The sequence below is a fragment of the Aquabacterium olei genome (assembly GCF_003100395.1).
GTDB lineage: Bacteria > Pseudomonadota > Gammaproteobacteria > Burkholderiales > Burkholderiaceae_C > Aquabacterium > Aquabacterium olei.
This window is the reverse complement of the sequence record NZ_CP029210.1, coordinates 1686005-1701477: the sequence shown is the minus strand read 5'-3', so window position 1 is coordinate 1701477 and position 15473 is coordinate 1686005. Positions and strand designations below refer to the sequence as shown.

At 65.5% G+C, this 15473-nt stretch carries 14 protein-coding genes and 2 tRNA genes; 2 read left to right on the top strand and 14 right to left on the bottom strand.

Annotated features, from left to right (window positions below):
- Window positions 1-11 precede the first annotated feature (11 nt).
- The 9 genes from rseP to rnr all read right to left on the bottom strand — a co-directional run bounded on the left by rseP (window position 12) and on the right by rnr (window position 10250).
- A complete protein-coding gene (gene rseP / locus DEH84_RS07780) occupies window positions 12-1406 on the bottom strand; it encodes an RIP metalloprotease RseP (RefSeq protein WP_109036279.1) in 1395 nt (464 codons plus the stop codon).
- Window positions 1407-1448: 42 nt separating this feature from the next.
- Complete coding sequence (gene ispC, locus DEH84_RS07775; protein WP_109036277.1) at window positions 1449-2654, bottom strand: 1-deoxy-D-xylulose-5-phosphate reductoisomerase; 1206 nt, start codon at window positions 2652-2654, stop codon at window positions 1449-1451.
- Window positions 2647-3570: a phosphatidate cytidylyltransferase gene (locus DEH84_RS07770; RefSeq protein ID WP_109036275.1), complete on the bottom strand. Its 924-nt coding sequence runs from the start codon at window positions 3568-3570 to the stop codon at window positions 2647-2649. The genes ispC and DEH84_RS07770 overlap by 8 nt, the downstream gene beginning before the upstream one ends.
- A 2-nt stretch (window positions 3571-3572) precedes the next feature.
- Window positions 3573-4355 (bottom strand): polyprenyl diphosphate synthase, encoded by a 783-nt coding sequence (gene uppS, locus DEH84_RS07765; RefSeq protein ID WP_109036273.1) that lies wholly within the window; start codon window positions 4353-4355, stop codon window positions 3573-3575.
- A 110-nt stretch (window positions 4356-4465) separates the two neighbouring features.
- Window positions 4466-5026, bottom strand: a complete 561-nt coding sequence (gene frr, locus DEH84_RS07760) for a ribosome recycling factor (RefSeq protein ID WP_109036271.1) — start codon at window positions 5024-5026, stop codon at window positions 4466-4468.
- Window positions 5027-5108: 82 nt separating this feature from the next.
- Complete coding sequence (gene pyrH / locus DEH84_RS07755) at window positions 5109-5819, bottom strand: UMP kinase (RefSeq protein ID WP_109036269.1); 711 nt, start codon at window positions 5817-5819, stop codon at window positions 5109-5111.
- A gap of 195 nt (window positions 5820-6014) precedes the next feature.
- Window positions 6015-6911, bottom strand: coding sequence for a translation elongation factor Ts (gene tsf, locus DEH84_RS07750; RefSeq protein ID WP_109036267.1), 897 nt, complete (start codon window positions 6909-6911; stop codon window positions 6015-6017).
- A 105-nt stretch (window positions 6912-7016) separates the two neighbouring features.
- On the bottom strand, window positions 7017-7760 hold the full coding sequence (gene rpsB / locus DEH84_RS07745; RefSeq protein WP_109036265.1) for a 30S ribosomal protein S2: 744 nt from the start codon (window positions 7758-7760) through the stop codon (window positions 7017-7019).
- A gap of 177 nt (window positions 7761-7937) precedes the next feature.
- Window positions 7938-10250, bottom strand: a complete 2313-nt coding sequence (gene rnr, locus DEH84_RS07740; protein ID WP_109036263.1) for a ribonuclease R — start codon at window positions 10248-10250, stop codon at window positions 7938-7940.
- A gap of 122 nt (window positions 10251-10372) precedes the next feature.
- Here rnr and DEH84_RS07735 point away from each other — a divergent pair.
- A tRNA-Leu gene (locus DEH84_RS07735) sits at window positions 10373-10457 on the top strand.
- Window positions 10458-10817: 360 nt separating this feature from the next.
- Window positions 10818-10902, top strand: a tRNA-Leu gene (locus tag DEH84_RS07730).
- A gap of 181 nt (window positions 10903-11083) precedes the next feature.
- Here the strand turns inward: DEH84_RS07730 and DEH84_RS07725 are convergent.
- From DEH84_RS07725 to hflC, 5 genes are all read right to left on the bottom strand, one after another.
- Window positions 11084-11605, bottom strand: coding sequence for a phosphoribosyltransferase (locus DEH84_RS07725; protein WP_109036261.1), 522 nt, complete (start codon window positions 11603-11605; stop codon window positions 11084-11086).
- A gap of 39 nt (window positions 11606-11644) precedes the next feature.
- On the bottom strand, window positions 11645-13000 hold the full coding sequence (locus DEH84_RS07720; RefSeq protein ID WP_109036259.1) for an adenylosuccinate synthase: 1356 nt from the start codon (window positions 12998-13000) through the stop codon (window positions 11645-11647).
- Between the two features lie 38 nt (window positions 13001-13038).
- Entirely contained in the window at window positions 13039-14232 is a 1194-nt protein-coding gene (locus DEH84_RS07715) for an ATP phosphoribosyltransferase regulatory subunit (protein WP_109036258.1), read from the bottom strand.
- Between the two features lie 88 nt (window positions 14233-14320).
- Window positions 14321-14515: a DUF2065 domain-containing protein gene (locus tag DEH84_RS07710; RefSeq protein ID WP_109036256.1), complete on the bottom strand. Its 195-nt coding sequence runs from the start codon at window positions 14513-14515 to the stop codon at window positions 14321-14323.
- 54 nt (window positions 14516-14569) lie between these two features.
- Entirely contained in the window at window positions 14570-15466 is an 897-nt protein-coding gene (gene hflC / locus DEH84_RS07705) for a protease modulator HflC (protein ID WP_109036254.1), read from the bottom strand.
- Window positions 15467-15473 lie beyond the last annotated feature (7 nt).

Below are 15473 nucleotides of genomic sequence, written 5' to 3'. Positions count from 1 at the left end.
TGCAGTGAAACTCAGTGCGCGCCGATCAGGCGGGCCAGGTCGTTGTAAAGCGCCAGCGACATCATCGCCAGCATGATGGCCACGCCACCACGTTGGAGGCGCTCCAGCCACAGGTCCGAGACCGGACGCCCCGTGACGCCTTCAAAAAGATAATACATGAGGTGCCCGCCATCGAGGACGGGCAGCGGCAGCAGGTTCAGCACCCCCAGGCTCACGCTCACCAGCGCCAGGAACCCGAGGTAGTGCACCCAGCCGAGCGACGCCGATTTGCCGGCGTAGTCGGCGATGGTCAGGGGGCCGCTGAGGTTCTTGATCGACGCCTCGCCGATCAGCATCTTGCCCAGCATGTTGAGGCTGAGAATGGCCGTGTCCCAGGTCTTCTCGAGCGCCATGCCGAGGCCCTCGCCGAAGCCGTAACGCACCTCGACAATGGACGGCATGGCACCCAGGGCGGCCTCGATGCGCGCAACCTTCTGTCCCTGCACGTCCTTGATGACGGGCTGAACGACCACATTGACCGTGCGCCCTGCCCGCTCCACGTCGAGCGCCAGCGGCTGCACCTCCCCGCCACGGAGGCTGCTGCGGATCAGCCGACGCAACTCGGCCGCATCGCGGGGCACCTGTCCATTGATGCGCAGGACGCGGTCGCCCTTCATCAGGCCTGCACGTGCGGCCGGGCCTGCCGCCACCACATCGTCGACCAGGGGCTCGGCATAAGGGCCGGTCAGCCCGACGCGATCAAGCAGTTTCCCATCCACCTCGGAGGCCGGGATGCGCGACAGGGGCAACGCCAGCTGGCGCACACCGCGGCCGGCGTCGTCCTCACGCGACCGCGCGTGAACCTGCAGTTGCAGATCCTCGCCACGCAGAGCCGCCCGGGTGAAGCGCCACTGCAGGTCGGTCAGGGAGCGCACGGCCTGCCACTCACCGTCATCCGGGGCGGCTGCGGCGATGCGCACCGCCAGCACTTCATCGCCGGACTGCAGACCCGCGTGCTCCGCGAGGCTGCCGGGCAGGGGTGCAGACAGCCACGGGCGCAGTTCCTGCACGCCCGACCAGTTCACCGCCGCGTACAGCGCAATCGCCAGCAGGAGGTTGGCGGCCGGCCCCGCCGCGACGATGAAGGCGCGCTGCCCGAGCGGCTTTCGGTTGAAGGCGCGGCCTCGCTCCTGCGCCGGCACCGGGCTCTCCCGCTCGTCCAGCATCCGCACGTAGCCACCAAACGGCAAGGCCGACACGACAAACTCGGTCTCGCCCCGCTGCCGGCGCCACAGCACGCGACCGAATCCCACTGAAAAGCGCAAGACCTTGACGTCGCAGGCGACCGCCGCGCGGTAGTGACCGTACTCATGGATCACCACGAGCACGCCGATGGTCAGCAGGAACGACAGCACAGTCATCAGCATCGCGACACCTCTTCGATCATCAGACGGCCGACACGGTGGCCTTCACCGGGCCAGGGCCGCGACCTGCTCGCCGGCATGGCGTCGCACCCGCGCGTCCAGAGCCAGCAAGCCATCGACCGATTCGCTCATGCCAGCCTCGATCAGGCCGGCGGCAAGCGCCCCGGTGTTCACCTGGTGGATCTGGTCGAACCGGATCCGCCGCTGCAGGAAGGCCTCGACCGCCACTTCGTTGGCTGCGTTGAGCACGCAGGTGCTGCCAGCGGGGCCACGCAGGGTTTCCCAGGCCAGTTGCAGACCAGGGTAACGCGCAGCGTCGGCCTCTTCGAAAGTGAGGGCCTTGAGGGTGAGGAAATCGAGCATCTCGGCGCCCGACTCGATGCGCTCGGGCCACGACAGGCCATAGGCAATCGGCACGCGCATGTCCGGCGTACCGAGCTGGGCCAGCACCGAGCGGTCGCGACACACGACCATCGAGTGGATGATGCTCTGCGGATGCAGCACCACGCGGATCTGCTCGGGCGCCAGGCCAAACAGCCAGCGCGCCTCGATCACTTCCAGCGCCTTGTTCATCATGGTCGCCGAATCCACCGAAATCTTGCGGCCCATGACCCAGTTCGGATGGGCGCAGGCCTGTTCGGGCGTGATGTCGGCAAACGTCGATGGGTCGCGCTGGCGGAACGGCCCACCCGAGGCGGTCAGCACGATGTGGTCGATGCGGGACGGCCAGCTGGACGGATCTTCCGGCAGGCATTGAAAGATGGCCGAGTGCTCGCTGTCGATGGGCAGCAGCGTGGCGCCCCCTTCGTGCACGGCCGACATGAAAAGGCCGCCGCCCACCACCAGGGCTTCCTTGTTGGCAAGCAACAGGCGCTTGCCAGCCTTGGCCGCGGCCAGACAGGGCGCGAGCCCCGCTGCGCCAACGATGGCGCCCATCACGATGTCGACCGCCGGGTGGGCCGCGACGTCGGACAGTGCCTGAGCACCGGAGAGCACCTCGGTGCGCCAGCCCTGCTCCCGACCCAGCGTGCGCAACCGCGCCGCGGCTGACTCGTCCGGCATCACGGCAAAGCGCGGCTGCCACCTGGCACACAAGGCAGCAAGCTCCTGGACGCGCTGGGCACCGGTGAGCGCGAACACCTCGAAACGCCCCGGGTGGCGCGCAACCACATCCAGCGTGTTGGTGCCAATGGAGCCCGTGGCCCCGAGCACGGTGACGCGTTGAGGGGCAGCGTGACGACGATCAGGCATGACAAAGGGCCATCAAGGCAAGCGACAGGGGCAGGACGGGCAGCAAGGCGTCGACGCGGTCGAGCACGCCGCCATGCCCCGGCAGCAGCTGGCTGCTGTCCTTGGCGCCTGCCTGCCGCTTGATCATCGACTCGAACAGATCGCCCACCACACTCATGGCAGCGAGAAAGGCCAGCGCGAGCACCATGCCGACAGGCCCCACACCGAGCAAGAGGCGGCTGTACAGGCTGGGTGAATCGACCCCCACATGGCGGTCGATCGCGATCCACAGCACGGCCAGCAGCAGCACCGCCAGCATGCCGGACCACACCCCTTCCCAGCTCTTGCCCGGGCTGATGGCCGGGGCGAGCTTGCGGCGCCCGAAGGTCCGCCCGCCAAAGTAGGCGCCAATGTCAGCCGCCCACACAAGACAGAACACGGAGAGCATGAAGTTGCCGCCCTGGGCCTTGATGTCGGCCAGGGCCAGCCAGGCGGCAACCAGAATCAACAGGCCGAGCAGGCGCCGGGGCCAATCCGGCCATTGCCCCCAGTAGAGCGGGCCATAGCGCAGCGCGAGCGCGCCGCCCACCACCCAGATGGGCAACGCGGTGAGCCACACCCAGGTCGGCGTGAAGAAACCGACCAGCGGGTGCGCGACGCCGTGGACGTGCGTCAGCGCGGCCGCCGGCAGACTTTCGGCCGCTTGCCATACAGGCAAACCGAACACCTGGGCCGCGTACACGCAGCCACCGGCCACGGCCGCAGCCATCAGCCAGGCACGCGCGCCCGGAGCGCCGTTCAGGCGGGACCACTCCCATCCGGCGGCGGAGATGAAGACCAGCGATAACAGCGAGAAAGGCCAGACCGCGTCGACCACCAGCGTGGGCAGCAGGATGGCGACCAGGATGAGCGCCGTGATGACCCGTTGACGCAACATGATCAGCGCTCCTCGGAGAAAGATGGCGGATGCGGCTCGGCCGCCCCGCCCAGCGCGCCTTCGCCCTGCCCGGACGCCCCAACATCGCCAAAACGCCGCTCACGCCGCGCGAAGGCCGCGATTGCCTTGTCGAGCTCGTCCGCATCGAAGTCAGGCCAGAGGCAGTCGGTGAACACCAGTTCCGCATAGGCGCTCTGCCAGAGCAGGAAGTTCGACAGCCGCACCTCGCCACCCGTGCGGATGAACAGATCGGGATCCGGCGCGTACGATATCGCCATGTGACGGGAGAGCACCGCCTCGGTCAACTCCTCCGGGCGAACACCTTCGGCCATGGCAGCACGGCAGGCCTGCACCACGTCCCAGCGGCCACCGTAGTTGAAGGCCACGGTCAGAACCAGCCGGCTGTTCTCGACCGTGTCGGCCTCGGCGCCGCGCAGCGCATCGCGGATCCGGGGCGAGACGCTCTCCAGGTCGCCGGCGATGCGGATGCGCACGCCGTCCGCCTTCAGCTTCACCAGATGCTTGGAGAGCGCGACGAGCAACAGGCTCATCAGGCCCGACACCTCTTCTTCCGGCCGTTTCCAGTTCTCGGACGAGAACGCAAACACCGTGAGGTAGCCGATGTCCCGGGCCGCGGCGGCCTGGACCACCTTCACCAGCGCATCGACGCCCGCCTTGTGCCCGACGCCGCGCGGCATCAGGCGTTTGCGGGCCCAGCGGCCGTTGCCGTCCATGACGATGGCGACGTGGCGGGGAACCAAGGCGGCAGTGGAGGATGAGGCCATGAAACGTGGATGGAGGGGAAGCGTGCGCCGCCACATGCGGCACGGTCAGAAACGCAACGAGGCGGACGGGCCGCCTCGCGATGCGCTGGATTATGACAAAGCCCGTGGCCTCAAACGGCCATGATTTCGGCTTCCTTGCCCTGGACCAGCTTGTCGACCTCGATGATCACCTTGTCGGTCAGCTTCTGGATGTCATCCTGCGAGCGACGATCCTCGTCCTCGGTGATGGCCTTGTCCTTCAGCAGACGCTTGGCCTGTTCGTTGGCGTCGCGACGCAGGTTGCGAATGGCGACCTTCGCATCTTCACCAGCGCCCTTGACGACCTTGGTGAGCTCCTTGCGGCGCTCTTCGGTCAGCGGGGGCATCGGCACACGGATCAGGTCACCCTGCGCCGACGGGTTCAAGCCCAGGTCGGATTCGCGGATGGCCTTCTCGATCTTCGCGCCCATGCCCTTTTCCCAGGGTTGCACGCTGATGGTGCGTGCGTCAAGCAGCGCCACGTTGGCGACCTGGCTGATCGGCACAAGCGAGCCGTAGTAGTCCACCTGAACCTGGTCGAGGATACCCGGGTGGGCGCGGCCCGTGCGGATCTTGGCCAGTTCGTTCTTGAAGGCCTCGATGGAGCGGGCCATCTTCTGTTCGGCGTTTTTCTTGATGTCTGCAATGCTCATGGAGAGACTCCGTGCGGATGTGCGGCTGACGGCCTGAAGAGTGACAAACGCGTGAGGATGGAAATGGGACGACAGCGAATGATCAGACGTGCACCAGCGTGCCCTCGTCCTCGCCCAGCACCACGCGCTTGAGCGCACCGGGTTTGAAGATCGAGAACACCTTGAGCGGCAGATTCTGGTCGCGGCACAGCGCAAACGCCGTCGCGTCCAGCACCTGCAGATTCTTGATCAGCGCCTCGTCGAACGTGATCGTGCTGTAGCGGGTGGCAGACGGATCCTTTTTCGGATCGGCCGTGTAGACGCCATCGACCTTCGTGGCCTTCAGCATCACCTCGGCACCGATCTCGGCGCCACGCAGGGCAGCGGCCGTGTCGGTCGTGAAGAAGGGGTTGCCGGTTCCGGCAGCGAACACCACAACCTTGCCCTCTTCGAGGTATTGCAGTGCCTTGGGACGCACATACGGCTCGACGACCTGGTCGATGCTGATGGCCGACATCACGCGGGCTGTCATGCCTTCCTGACGCATCGTGTCGGCCAGGGCCAGCGAGTTCATCACCGTGGCCAGCATGCCCATGTAGTCGGCGGTGGCGCGGTCCATGCCCACCGATCCGCCAGCCACGCCGCGAAAGATGTTGCCACCACCGATGACGACCGCCACCTGCGTGCCCAGCGCGGTCACGTCCTGGATTTCCTTGACCATGCGCACGATGGTCGCGCGGTTGATGCCATACGCATCGTCCCCCATCAGGGCTTCACCGGAAAGTTTCAGGAGGATACGCTTGTAGGCGGCCATGCAGTCGTCCTTGTTTTCTGTGCCAGGGCGTGCAGCCTGCCTGTTGCAGCAAGCAACCCGCCCGGACGTGCCCGAAGGCTTGGAGAGGGGGTGTGCGAATCCGGTTCCTGCGGAACCCGGCCGGCACCCGGAAATCTTGTTCTGTCGATCTGAGATAGCACAAGGGGGCCGAAGCCCCCTGTGTGTCGAGCCAGCTTACTGGCCCTTGGCTGCGGCCATCGTGGCAGCGACTTCGGCAGCGAAGTCGTCCTGCTTCTTTTCGATGCCCTCGCCCACGACGAACATCGTGAAGCCCTTGACGGTGGTGTTGGCACCCTTCAGGTAGGCTTCCACGGTCTGCTTGCCGTCGGCGGCCTTCACGAAGACCTGGTTGAACAGCGAGACTTCCTTCAGGTATTTCTGCACCGCGCCTTCGATCATCTTGGCAGCGATGTCAGCCGGCTTGCCCGACTCGGCGGCCTTGGCGGTGGCAACGTTGCGCTCGGTCTCGATCAGGTTGGCGGGCACGTCGGCAGCCGACAGGGACACCGGCTTCATGGCGGCGATGTGCATCGCAACGTCCTTGGCCGCCACGTCCTCACCGTCGAACTCGACGACCACACCGATGCGGGCACCGTGCAGGTACGAGGCCAGCTTGCCGCCGTCAGCGTAGCGCTTGAAGCGACGGATGCTCATGTTCTCGCCGATCTTGCCGATCAGGCCCTTGCGCACTTCTTCCACGGTCGGGCCGAAGCCGTCTTGCGACAGCGGCAGCTCGCCCAGGGCAGCCACATCGGCCGGGTTGTGCTGGGCAATCAGTTCTGCGACCGACTTGGCAAAGGCCAGGAACGAGTCGTTCTTCGACACGAAGTCGGTTTCGCAGTTGATTTCGACCAGGGCGCCGGTGGTGCCGTTCACGGCGGCGGCGACAACGCCTTCGGCGGTCACGCGCGAAGCGGCCTTCGAAGCCTTGCTGCCGAGCTTGACGCGCAGGATTTCTTCAGCCTTGGCCATGTCGCCGTCGGCTTCGGTCAGCGCCTTCTTGCACTCCATCATCGGGGCATCGGTCTTGGCGCGCAGTTCGGCGACCATGCTGGCGGTGATTGCGGGCATATTGTTCTCCGTTGAATGGGGGCGCGGCGTCACGGCCGCGTCACATCAGAATCTGTTGAAAAAAAGGGGCTGAACAACAGCCCCTTCTTGCCGAGCCACGGGGACTCAGGCGGCTTCGTTGACTTCCACGAATTCGTCGTCGCCAGCAGCAGCGGCCACGACTTCGTTCACGGCGTTGGCCTTGCCTTCGAGGATGGCGTCGGCCACGGCGCGGGCGTACAGGGCCACAGCCTTGGACGAGTCGTCGTTACCCGGGATGACGTAGTCGATGCCTTCGGGCGAGTGGTTGGTGTCCACCACGCCGATCACGGGAATGCCCAGCTTCTTGGCTTCGGCGATGGCGATCTTGTGGTAGCCGACGTCGATCACGAACAGGGCGTCCGGCAGCGCGGTCATGTCCTGAATGCCGCCGATGTCCTTCTCGAGCTTGGCCAGGTCACGCTGGAACAGCAGGCCTTCCTTCTTCTTCAGGTTGTCCAGACCGGCTTCGACCTGAACCTGCATGTCCTTCAGCTTCTTCAGCGAGCCCTTGACCGTCTTGAAGTTGGTCAGCATGCCGCCCAGCCAGCGCTGGTTCACGAAGGGCACGCCAGCGCGGCTTGCTTCTTCGGCGACGGTGTCACGGGCCTGGCGCTTGGTGCCGATCATCATCACGGTGCCGCGGCGAGCCGACAGCTGCTTGATGAACTTCAGGGCTTCCTCGAGAGCCGGTTGGGTCTTCTCGAGGTTGATGATGTGAATCTTGTTGCGATGGCCGAAGATGTAGGGCGCCATCTTGGGGTTCCAGAAGCGGGTCTGGTGACCGAAGTGGACACCTGCTTCCAGCATTTCGCGCATGGATACGGACATGATTTTTGCTCCAGAGGTTGGATCTAGAAGCCGACAGCGATCGGCCGCCCTTCTGAAGGACGGGGCCGACACCTTGGATTGGCGGCTTCGCGGTTTCAACAGTGTTCACCCGGACCATTCCGGGCAAACCCTGCGATTCTAGCACGCTTCCGGCGCCTGTTCAGCGCCCGGCTCACGTCACCGCTTGTTGCGGGCGCTCTTGCGTGACGGCGCCTTCTTGCCAGCAGCGGGCTTGCCACCCCGACCACTCGCCTCCGCTGCAGGATGGCGCTCAGCCTTGCCGCCCGCGCGCGCATCACGCGCACCGCGGCGCACCTGACGGTCCAGCTCCTGGATCTCTGACAGCTCATCCTGAGCCGAGTACTCGTTGGCCGAGCGCCCCTTGCGCCCAGCCCGGCCACTGCCTGCCTGCCCCTGCTGCGTCCGCGGTGTGGTCGCGCCATCCTCTCGCACCAGGCGGAAATCGATCTTGCGGGCGTCCAGGTCCACGCGGCTGACCTGCACCCGAACGCGAGCGCCGACGCCGTACCGCACACCTGAACGCTCGCCACGCAATTCCTGACGGGCCTCGTCAAACCGGAAGTACTCGCCGCCCAGCTCGGTGATGTGCACCAGGCCCTCGACATACAGCCCGTCCAGCTGCACGAACAGGCCGAAGCTCGTGGCCGCACTGACGGTGCCCCCGTACTCCTCGCCCAGGCGCTCGCGCATGAACATGCACTTCAGCCACGCCTCGACATCCCGCGAGGCCTCGTCGGCGCGCCGCTCGTTGGCACTGCAGTGGATACCGGCGGTTTCCCAGGCGATGGCCTCCTCCGGCGGCAGCTTGATCTTCGCCCCCTTGACCGGAGCCACAGGCAAGCCACGAGTGAGCCCCCCCTGCCCGCCCTTGCGCTTGAAGTTGCCCACGGACGATTGCACCGGCGGCAACTTCAACCCATAGCGGTTGCGCCCCAGCAGGGCCTTGATCACGCGGTGCACCAGCAGATCGGGATAGCGCCGGATCGGGCTGGTGAAGTGGGTGTAGGCCTCGTAGGCCAGCCCGAAGTGACCACTGTTGGCCGGGGTGTAGATGGCCTGCTGCATCGAACGCAGCAGCATGGTGTGAATCTGCGTGGCGTCGGGCCGGTCCTTGGTGGCCTGTGCAATGGCCTGGAAGTCGCCAGGCTGCAGCTCTTCACCCAGGGTGAGCCCCAGCCCCAGCGCCTTCAAATAGTTCTTCAGCAGCGTGCGCTTCTCGGGCGTCGGCCCCTCGTGCACACGGTACAGAGACGGGTGCTTGGCGCGCAGGATGAAGTCAGCGGAGCACACGTTGGCCGCCAGCATCGCCTCCTCGATCAGCCGGTGGGCCTCGGTGCGCGTACGCGGCACGATCTTGGCAATGCGGCCGTTTTCGTCGCAGACGATCTGCGTCTCGGTCGTCTCGAAATCCACCGCGCCACGCGCACTGCGAGCCTTGAGCAGCACGCGGTACACCTCATGCAGGTGCAACAGATGCGGCACCAGTTCGGCACGACGCAGGGCCTCCGGCCCACGGGTGTTGCCCAGCACGGCCGCCACTTCGGTGTAAGTCAGCCGCGCATGCGAGCGGATCACGGCAGGGAAGAACTGGTAGGCGTGGATTTCGCCCTCCCCCGTCACCAGCATGTCGCACACCATCGACAGTCGCTCGACCTCGGGGTTGAGGGAGCACAGTCCGTTGGACAGCTTCTCCGGCAGCATCGGAATGACGCGCCGCGGGAAGTACACCGAGGTGGCCCGCTCATACGCCTCGCGGTCCAACGGCTCGTCGGGCTTCACATAATGGCTCACGTCGGCAATGGCGACGATCAGACGCCAGCCGTTCGGCACCTTGCCTCGGCCGATGCGGGCCGGCTCACAGTACACGGCGTCGTCGAAGTCCCGCGCATCCTCGCCGTCGATCGTCACCAGCGGCACATCGGAAATGTCGATGCGGCCACGCTTGTCCACGGGGCGGACCTTCTCGGGCAGCTTCGCCGCCTGGGCCAGCACGTCGTCGCCAAAGCGGTGCGGCACCTCGTACTTGCGCACCGCGATCTCGATCTCCATGCCGGGATCGTCGATGCCGCCAAGCACCTCGATGACGCGCCCCACGGGTTGCGCATTCAGCGACGGCGCCTCCGTCAACTCCACCGCCACCACCTGGCCGGGCTCGGCCTTGCCGATCGCCTTGGCGGGCACCAGGATGTCACGACCAAAACGGCGATCCTCTGGCGCCACCAGCCAGGCGCCCCCTTCGTGCAGCAGCCTGCCGATGATGGGGGTCTTGCGACGCTCGAGGATGTCCAGCACCTGCCCCTCGGGGCGGCCCTTGCGGTCGAAGCGCATCACCCTCACCCGCACACGGTCGCGGTGCATCACGGCACGCATCTCCTGTGGCGAAAGCCAGATGGTCGCATCGCCTTCATCGGCGTGGACGAAGCCATGGCCATCCCGGTGGCCCTGCACGGTGCCAACGATTTCGCTCATGAGATTCACAAAAAGTGTGGGGGGTGTTGTCATGTCTCGCATTTTGATGATAGAATTCAACTCTTCGCTGATCACTGCAACGTTTTTCAAACAAGCAGTCGGCCAGTCGATAAAGAGTACCTGCCCAGGTGGCGGAATTGGTAGACGCACTAGTTTCAGGTACTAGCGGGTAACTCCGTGGAGGTTCGAGTCCTCTCCTGGGCACCATTGAGAGAGCCGGTTGATCGATGATCAACCGGCTTTTTTCATGTCCGCTGAACGCAACCGCCGATCCGACAGCCAGCGTCCGTGCGCCCTGCAGCGGATGGGGGTGGTGGTGTTGCAAAAACATGTCGGGCTCCGGAAACCCAGCGTACACCACATCCCACCGACCTCCCGCCCGGCCCCGACCTTGAAGCACCACGCCGATGCGGCAGGAACGCAACACTTCACTGGCTTCCGGCCTTTCGTGCCGTTTTTTCACCACGCCACAGCAGAAACTGGACGGGAACCCAGAAATGATGCTACATTAATGGTCTTGATGCAGCGCAACGCTGAAACGCAAAAGCACAGCATCAAAAAGTACCTGCCCAGGTGGCGGAATTGGTAGACGCACTAGTTTCAGGTACTAGCGGGTAACTCCGTGGAGGTTCGAGTCCTCTCCTGGGCACCAAATGAGCAAGCCGGTTGATCGCAAGGTCAACCGGCTTTCCTCATTTCGCGATCAGACGCAAGCGCCGGCATGGCCCACTCCCCTCGCCTACATGAGGCGTGCGCTCAGCACGCCCCGTTCAAGAAAAAAGGCAGCCAATCTGGCTGCCCTGGGCTGTCGCGGGTTCCGCTTCTTGCGGAACTCAGACCTCGTAACGCTTGAGCAGCGCCGCAGGACGCAGGCCGTCGTACTCCTCGAAGGGCTGATGGATCCAGGGGCTCGTCGGCAGCGCTTCGACATAGTAGTCGGGGGTGTAGCAGGACACGCCCTTCACCCAGATCACGGACGAGCGCAGCTCGGTGATGGCCGGCATGCTGCGCAGCCGCTCAACCACCGCCTGCAGCGTCACGCCGGAATCAGCCAGGTCATCGACCAACAGCACACGCCCTGCCAGCTCACCCTTCGGCATGGTGATGTACTTCGCCATGTCGAGGCGGCCCTGAAGCGTGCCGCCTTCGTCACGGTAAGAGCTCGTCGACATGATACCGAGCGGCTTGTCGAACACGCGCGACAGCACATCGCCTGGACGCAAGCCGCCGCGGGCCAGACACAGGATCTGATCGAACTCCCAGCCGGAAGCGTGCACCTTGAGCGCCAGGCGCTCGATCAGCTGGTGGTACTCCTCCCAGGAGACATAGAGGTGTTTACCGTCGTCGGTGAGCATGGTGTGCCTATGGGTTGTCGGTCGGAAAAACGGATGCAGTCAGCCCTTGTAGGGATGACGCAGCAGGATGGTGTGGTCGCGGTCAGGGCCGGTGGAGACCATGTCGATCGGTGCGCCGATGAAGCCCTCGACGCGCTCCAGGTAGGCGCGCGCATTGGCCGGCAGCTTGTCCCATTCGGTGATACCGAAGGTGGAGCCTTCCCAACCCGGGAAGCTCTCATAGATCGGCTCGCAGGCCACGATGTCGTCGGCGTCCAGCGGCAGGATGTCGATCCGTTCGCCACGCAGCATGTACCCGGTGCACACCTTGATCTCGCTGAGGCCATCGAGCACGTCGAGCTTGGTCAGGCAGATGCCCGAGATGCCGTTGATCAGCACCGAGCGCTTCAGGGCCGCGGCATCGAGCCAGCCGCAGCGACGGGCACGCCCCGTCACGGTGCCACGCTCCTGGCCGACGGTGGACAGGTGATGGCCGACCGTGCCGGGCGTGTCCCAGTCGAGTTCGGTCGGGAACGGACCACTGCCCACGCGCGTGGTGTAGGCCTTGGTGATGCCGAGGATGTAGTGCAGCTTGTCCGGGCCGACACCCGAACCGGCTGCGGCATTGCCGGCCACGCAGTTCGACGACGTCACGTACGGGTACGTGCCATGGTCGATGTCCAGCAGGGTGCCCTGAGCGCCCTCGAACAGCACGCTGCCGCCGTCCACGTTGTGAGCGTGGATGCGCACGCCGACGTCGGCCAGCATAGGCAGGATTTCCTTCGCGGCGGCCATGGCCTGGTCGAAGATGGGCTGGAATTCCAGCTTCTCGGCCTTCAGATACCCCTCCAGCGCGAAGTTGTGCAGGTCCAGCAACTCGCGCAGCTTCTTGGCGAAGCGGTCCGGGTGCTTCAGATCCTGCACGCGCAGGGCACGGCGGGCGACCTTGTCTTCATAGGCCGGGCCGATGCCCTTGCCGGTGGTGCCGATCTTGCCGCTGCCGCTGGTTTCGCGCAGGGCCTCGCGGGCCTTGTCGACTTCCACGTGGAAGGGCAGGATCAGCGGGCACGACTCGCTGATGTACAGGCGCGAGCGCACATCCAGACCCGCGTCTTCCAGACGCTTGATTTCAGACAGCAGGTGGGTCGGGTCCACCACCACACCGTTGCCGATGTAGCAGGCCACGCCGTCGCGCATGATGCCCGACGGGATGAGCTGCAAGGCGGTCTTCTTGCCGTTGATCACCAGGGTGTGGCCGGCATTGTGGCCGCCCTGGAAGCGGACGACGGCGGCGGCATGGTCGGTCAGCCAGTCGACGACCTTGCCCTTGCCTTCGTCACCCCATTGGGTGCCAACCACCACAACGTTGCGGGCGGTGGTGTTGCCGGCGCGAGCCGACGCAGAAGTGCTTTGCATGGCAGATTCCTGTTTCGCGTAAGGGAAAGGCGGTGCGCTCAGAGGGCGCGCACCGTCCAGCGTCCGTCGACGAGTGCGAGCTCGCGGTCGCAGTCGAATTCCTGGACGTCGTGTTCATGTCCGGGCAGCACGCACACCACGGTGTGGCCCTGCCCTCGGAGGGTGCGCACAGCCTGGCGCAAGGCGGGGTCTTCACCCCAGGGAGCCCGCACGGCGGGGCGCACGGCAAGACCGCTGCGCGAGGCGAGCAGCTCCGCCAGCACCTTGAGGTCGAGGCTGAAGCCGACGGCGGGGCGGCGGCGTCCGAACACGGCCCCCACCTCGTCGTAACGGCCGCCACGCACCAGCGCATCGGCCAGACCAGCACCGTAGACGGCAAAGCGGGTGCCGCTGTAATAAGCGTAGCCCGACAGATCGGACAGGTCGAAGCCCACACGGACGTCGGCCTGCGTCTGACGCAGATGGCCAGCCAGCCAGCCGAGGTCACGCAGGGCGGCGCCGACCATCGGATGGTCGGGCAGCAGTGCGCGCGCCTGGTCCAGCACCTCGTCGCCTCCGTAGAGCGTCGTCAGGCCGACCAGCACGCGGGCCGCATCCGGCGCAGCCGCCAGCGGCCCCTGGTCCGCCAACTCGCGCAGTGCAGCGACGTCCTTGGCGGTCAGCGCGGCGACCAGCGCGGTGCGGGTCGTGTCGTCGAGGGCCGTGATGCCGAGACCGGCCAGCACGCCCTCGATGAGGCGCACGTCAGCCAGGTCGATGACCAGGTCGGTAAGCCCCGAGCCCAACAGCCCTTCGAGCGCCAGCTCCGTAGATTCCAGTTCGGCCTCCAGCCCGGCGTGGCCGTAGATCTCGCAACCGAGTTGCAGCGGCTCACGGCTGGCCTGGGGGCTCGCAGGTCGGGTGTGCAGCACGGGGCCGCAGTAGCACAGACGGGTGACGCTGTCGCGGTTCAGCAGGTGCGCGTCGATTCGGGCCACCTGAGGCGTGGCATCGGCACGGACTCCGAGCGTGCGACCGGAGAGCTGGTCCACCAGTTTGAAAGTGCGGAGATCGAGCGCGCGGCCGGTGCCGGACAACAGCGAGTCAAGGTGCTCGAGCAACGGCGGCATCACGAGCTCGTAGCCGTAGCTGCGGGCGACATCCAGCCAGATGCGACGCAACTCTTCCACGCGACGGGCCTGCGCGGGCAAGACGTCAGCAATGTGCTCTGGCAACAGCCAAGCAGACGACATAAGAAAACGTGTGGGGGTTAAAAACGAGATTCTACCGGGGGTTCGGGACACTTTGACAGCGAAGTGCCCTGCCGGCCGACTGGGACGTTCAGGAGAGCGCCTGAATCAACCAGAGAAGCAGCAGGCCAACGACCATGCTGCCGAGCCCGAAACGACGGATCTGCTCGTCGTCGAAGCGCATCAGTTGCTCGAACATGCGACGCCAGCCACCCGGATTGATGGCCGGCATCAGCCCCTCGAACACGAGCACGAGGGCCAGCGCAGTCCAAAGAACGTCAGACATGGGCAAACTCCCCGCGCCTCCCGGCGCACGGGGTTCTCTTCACCTGCGGCACGGTCACTTGCGCGGCGCAGCGGTGGAGCCAGAAGCGCTGCCGCCCCGCATGGTCTTGAAGAAATCGCCGCTCTGGTCGATCACCATCACGTCGCTCTTGCTGCGGAAGGTGGCACGGTAGGCCTCCAGGCTGCGATAGAACTGCGCAAACTGCGGGTCCCGACCGAACGCTTCGGCATACAGCGCCGACGCCTTGGCATCGCCCTCGCCCTTGATCTTCTGGGCGTCGCGGTAGGCTTCGGCCACGATGATTTCGCGCTGGCGGTCCGCATCGGCGCGGATCTTCTCGCCTTCGGCGCCACCGGTGGAGCGCAGCTCGTTGGCCACGCGCTTGCGTTCCGATTCCATGCGGCGGTAGACCGACTCGGTGATGTTGGCCGAGAAGTCCACGCGCTTGATCCGCACATCGACGATCTCGATGCCGAAGGACTTGGCATCGTCAGCCAGGCGACGGATGACGCCCTGCATCACCTTCTCGCGTTCGGTGGAGAGCACAGCGCCGACGGTGCGCTTGGTGACCTCCTCGTTGAGCGCGGCCTGCACGATGGGCGAAAGGCGGTTTTCCGCGTTTCGGATGTCGACGCCGTTGTTACGGATGAACTGGCGAGGCTCGGTCACGCGCCATTTCACCAGCCAGTCGATGACGAGGCTCTTCTTCTCGGCCGTGAAGATGGGGCGCGACTCGGGGCTGTCGAGCGTCTGCACGCGACGGTCGAGGAAGATCACGTTCTGCAGCGGCGCGGGCAGCTTGAACTTCAAGCCCGGCTCGCTGATGACTTCCTTGATTTCGCCGAGTGCGTAGACCACGGCAAACTGGCGCTGGTCGACAACGAACAGGGTCGATGCCGCGATGACGATGGCCAGCAGGATGCCGACCAGGTAGGTACCGATGCGGTTCATGTCAGGG

Excerpts from the sequence above, each read along its gene's own strand:
- rseP (WP_109036279.1), bottom strand. The coding sequence starts at position 1,406 with ATGCTGATGACTGTGCTGTCGTTCCTGCTGACCATCGGCGTGCTCGTG.
- ispC (WP_109036277.1), bottom strand. The coding sequence starts at position 2,654 with ATGCCTGATCGTCGTCACGCTGCCCCTCAACGCGTCACCGTGCTCGGG.
- DEH84_RS07770 (WP_109036275.1), bottom strand. The coding sequence starts at position 3,570 with ATGTTGCGTCAACGGGTCATCACGGCGCTCATCCTGGTCGCCATCCTG.
- uppS (WP_109036273.1), bottom strand. The coding sequence starts at position 4,355 with ATGGCCTCATCCTCCACTGCCGCCTTGGTTCCCCGCCACGTCGCCATC.
- frr (WP_109036271.1), bottom strand. The coding sequence starts at position 5,026 with ATGAGCATTGCAGACATCAAGAAAAACGCCGAACAGAAGATGGCCCGC.
- pyrH (WP_109036269.1), bottom strand. The coding sequence starts at position 5,819 with ATGGCCGCCTACAAGCGTATCCTCCTGAAACTTTCCGGTGAAGCCCTG.
- tsf (WP_109036267.1), bottom strand. The coding sequence starts at position 6,911 with ATGCCCGCAATCACCGCCAGCATGGTCGCCGAACTGCGCGCCAAGACC.
- rpsB (WP_109036265.1), bottom strand. The coding sequence starts at position 7,760 with ATGTCCGTATCCATGCGCGAAATGCTGGAAGCAGGTGTCCACTTCGGT.
- rnr (WP_109036263.1), bottom strand. The coding sequence starts at position 10,250 with ATGAGCGAAATCGTTGGCACCGTGCAGGGCCACCGGGATGGCCATGGC.
- DEH84_RS07725 (WP_109036261.1), bottom strand. The coding sequence starts at position 11,605 with ATGCTCACCGACGACGGTAAACACCTCTATGTCTCCTGGGAGGAGTAC.
- DEH84_RS07720 (WP_109036259.1), bottom strand. The coding sequence starts at position 13,000 with ATGCAAAGCACTTCTGCGTCGGCTCGCGCCGGCAACACCACCGCCCGC.
- DEH84_RS07715 (WP_109036258.1), bottom strand. The coding sequence starts at position 14,232 with ATGTCGTCTGCTTGGCTGTTGCCAGAGCACATTGCTGACGTCTTGCCC.
- DEH84_RS07710 (WP_109036256.1), bottom strand. The coding sequence starts at position 14,515 with ATGTCTGACGTTCTTTGGACTGCGCTGGCCCTCGTGCTCGTGTTCGAG.
- hflC (WP_109036254.1), bottom strand. The coding sequence starts at position 15,466 with ATGAACCGCATCGGTACCTACCTGGTCGGCATCCTGCTGGCCATCGTC.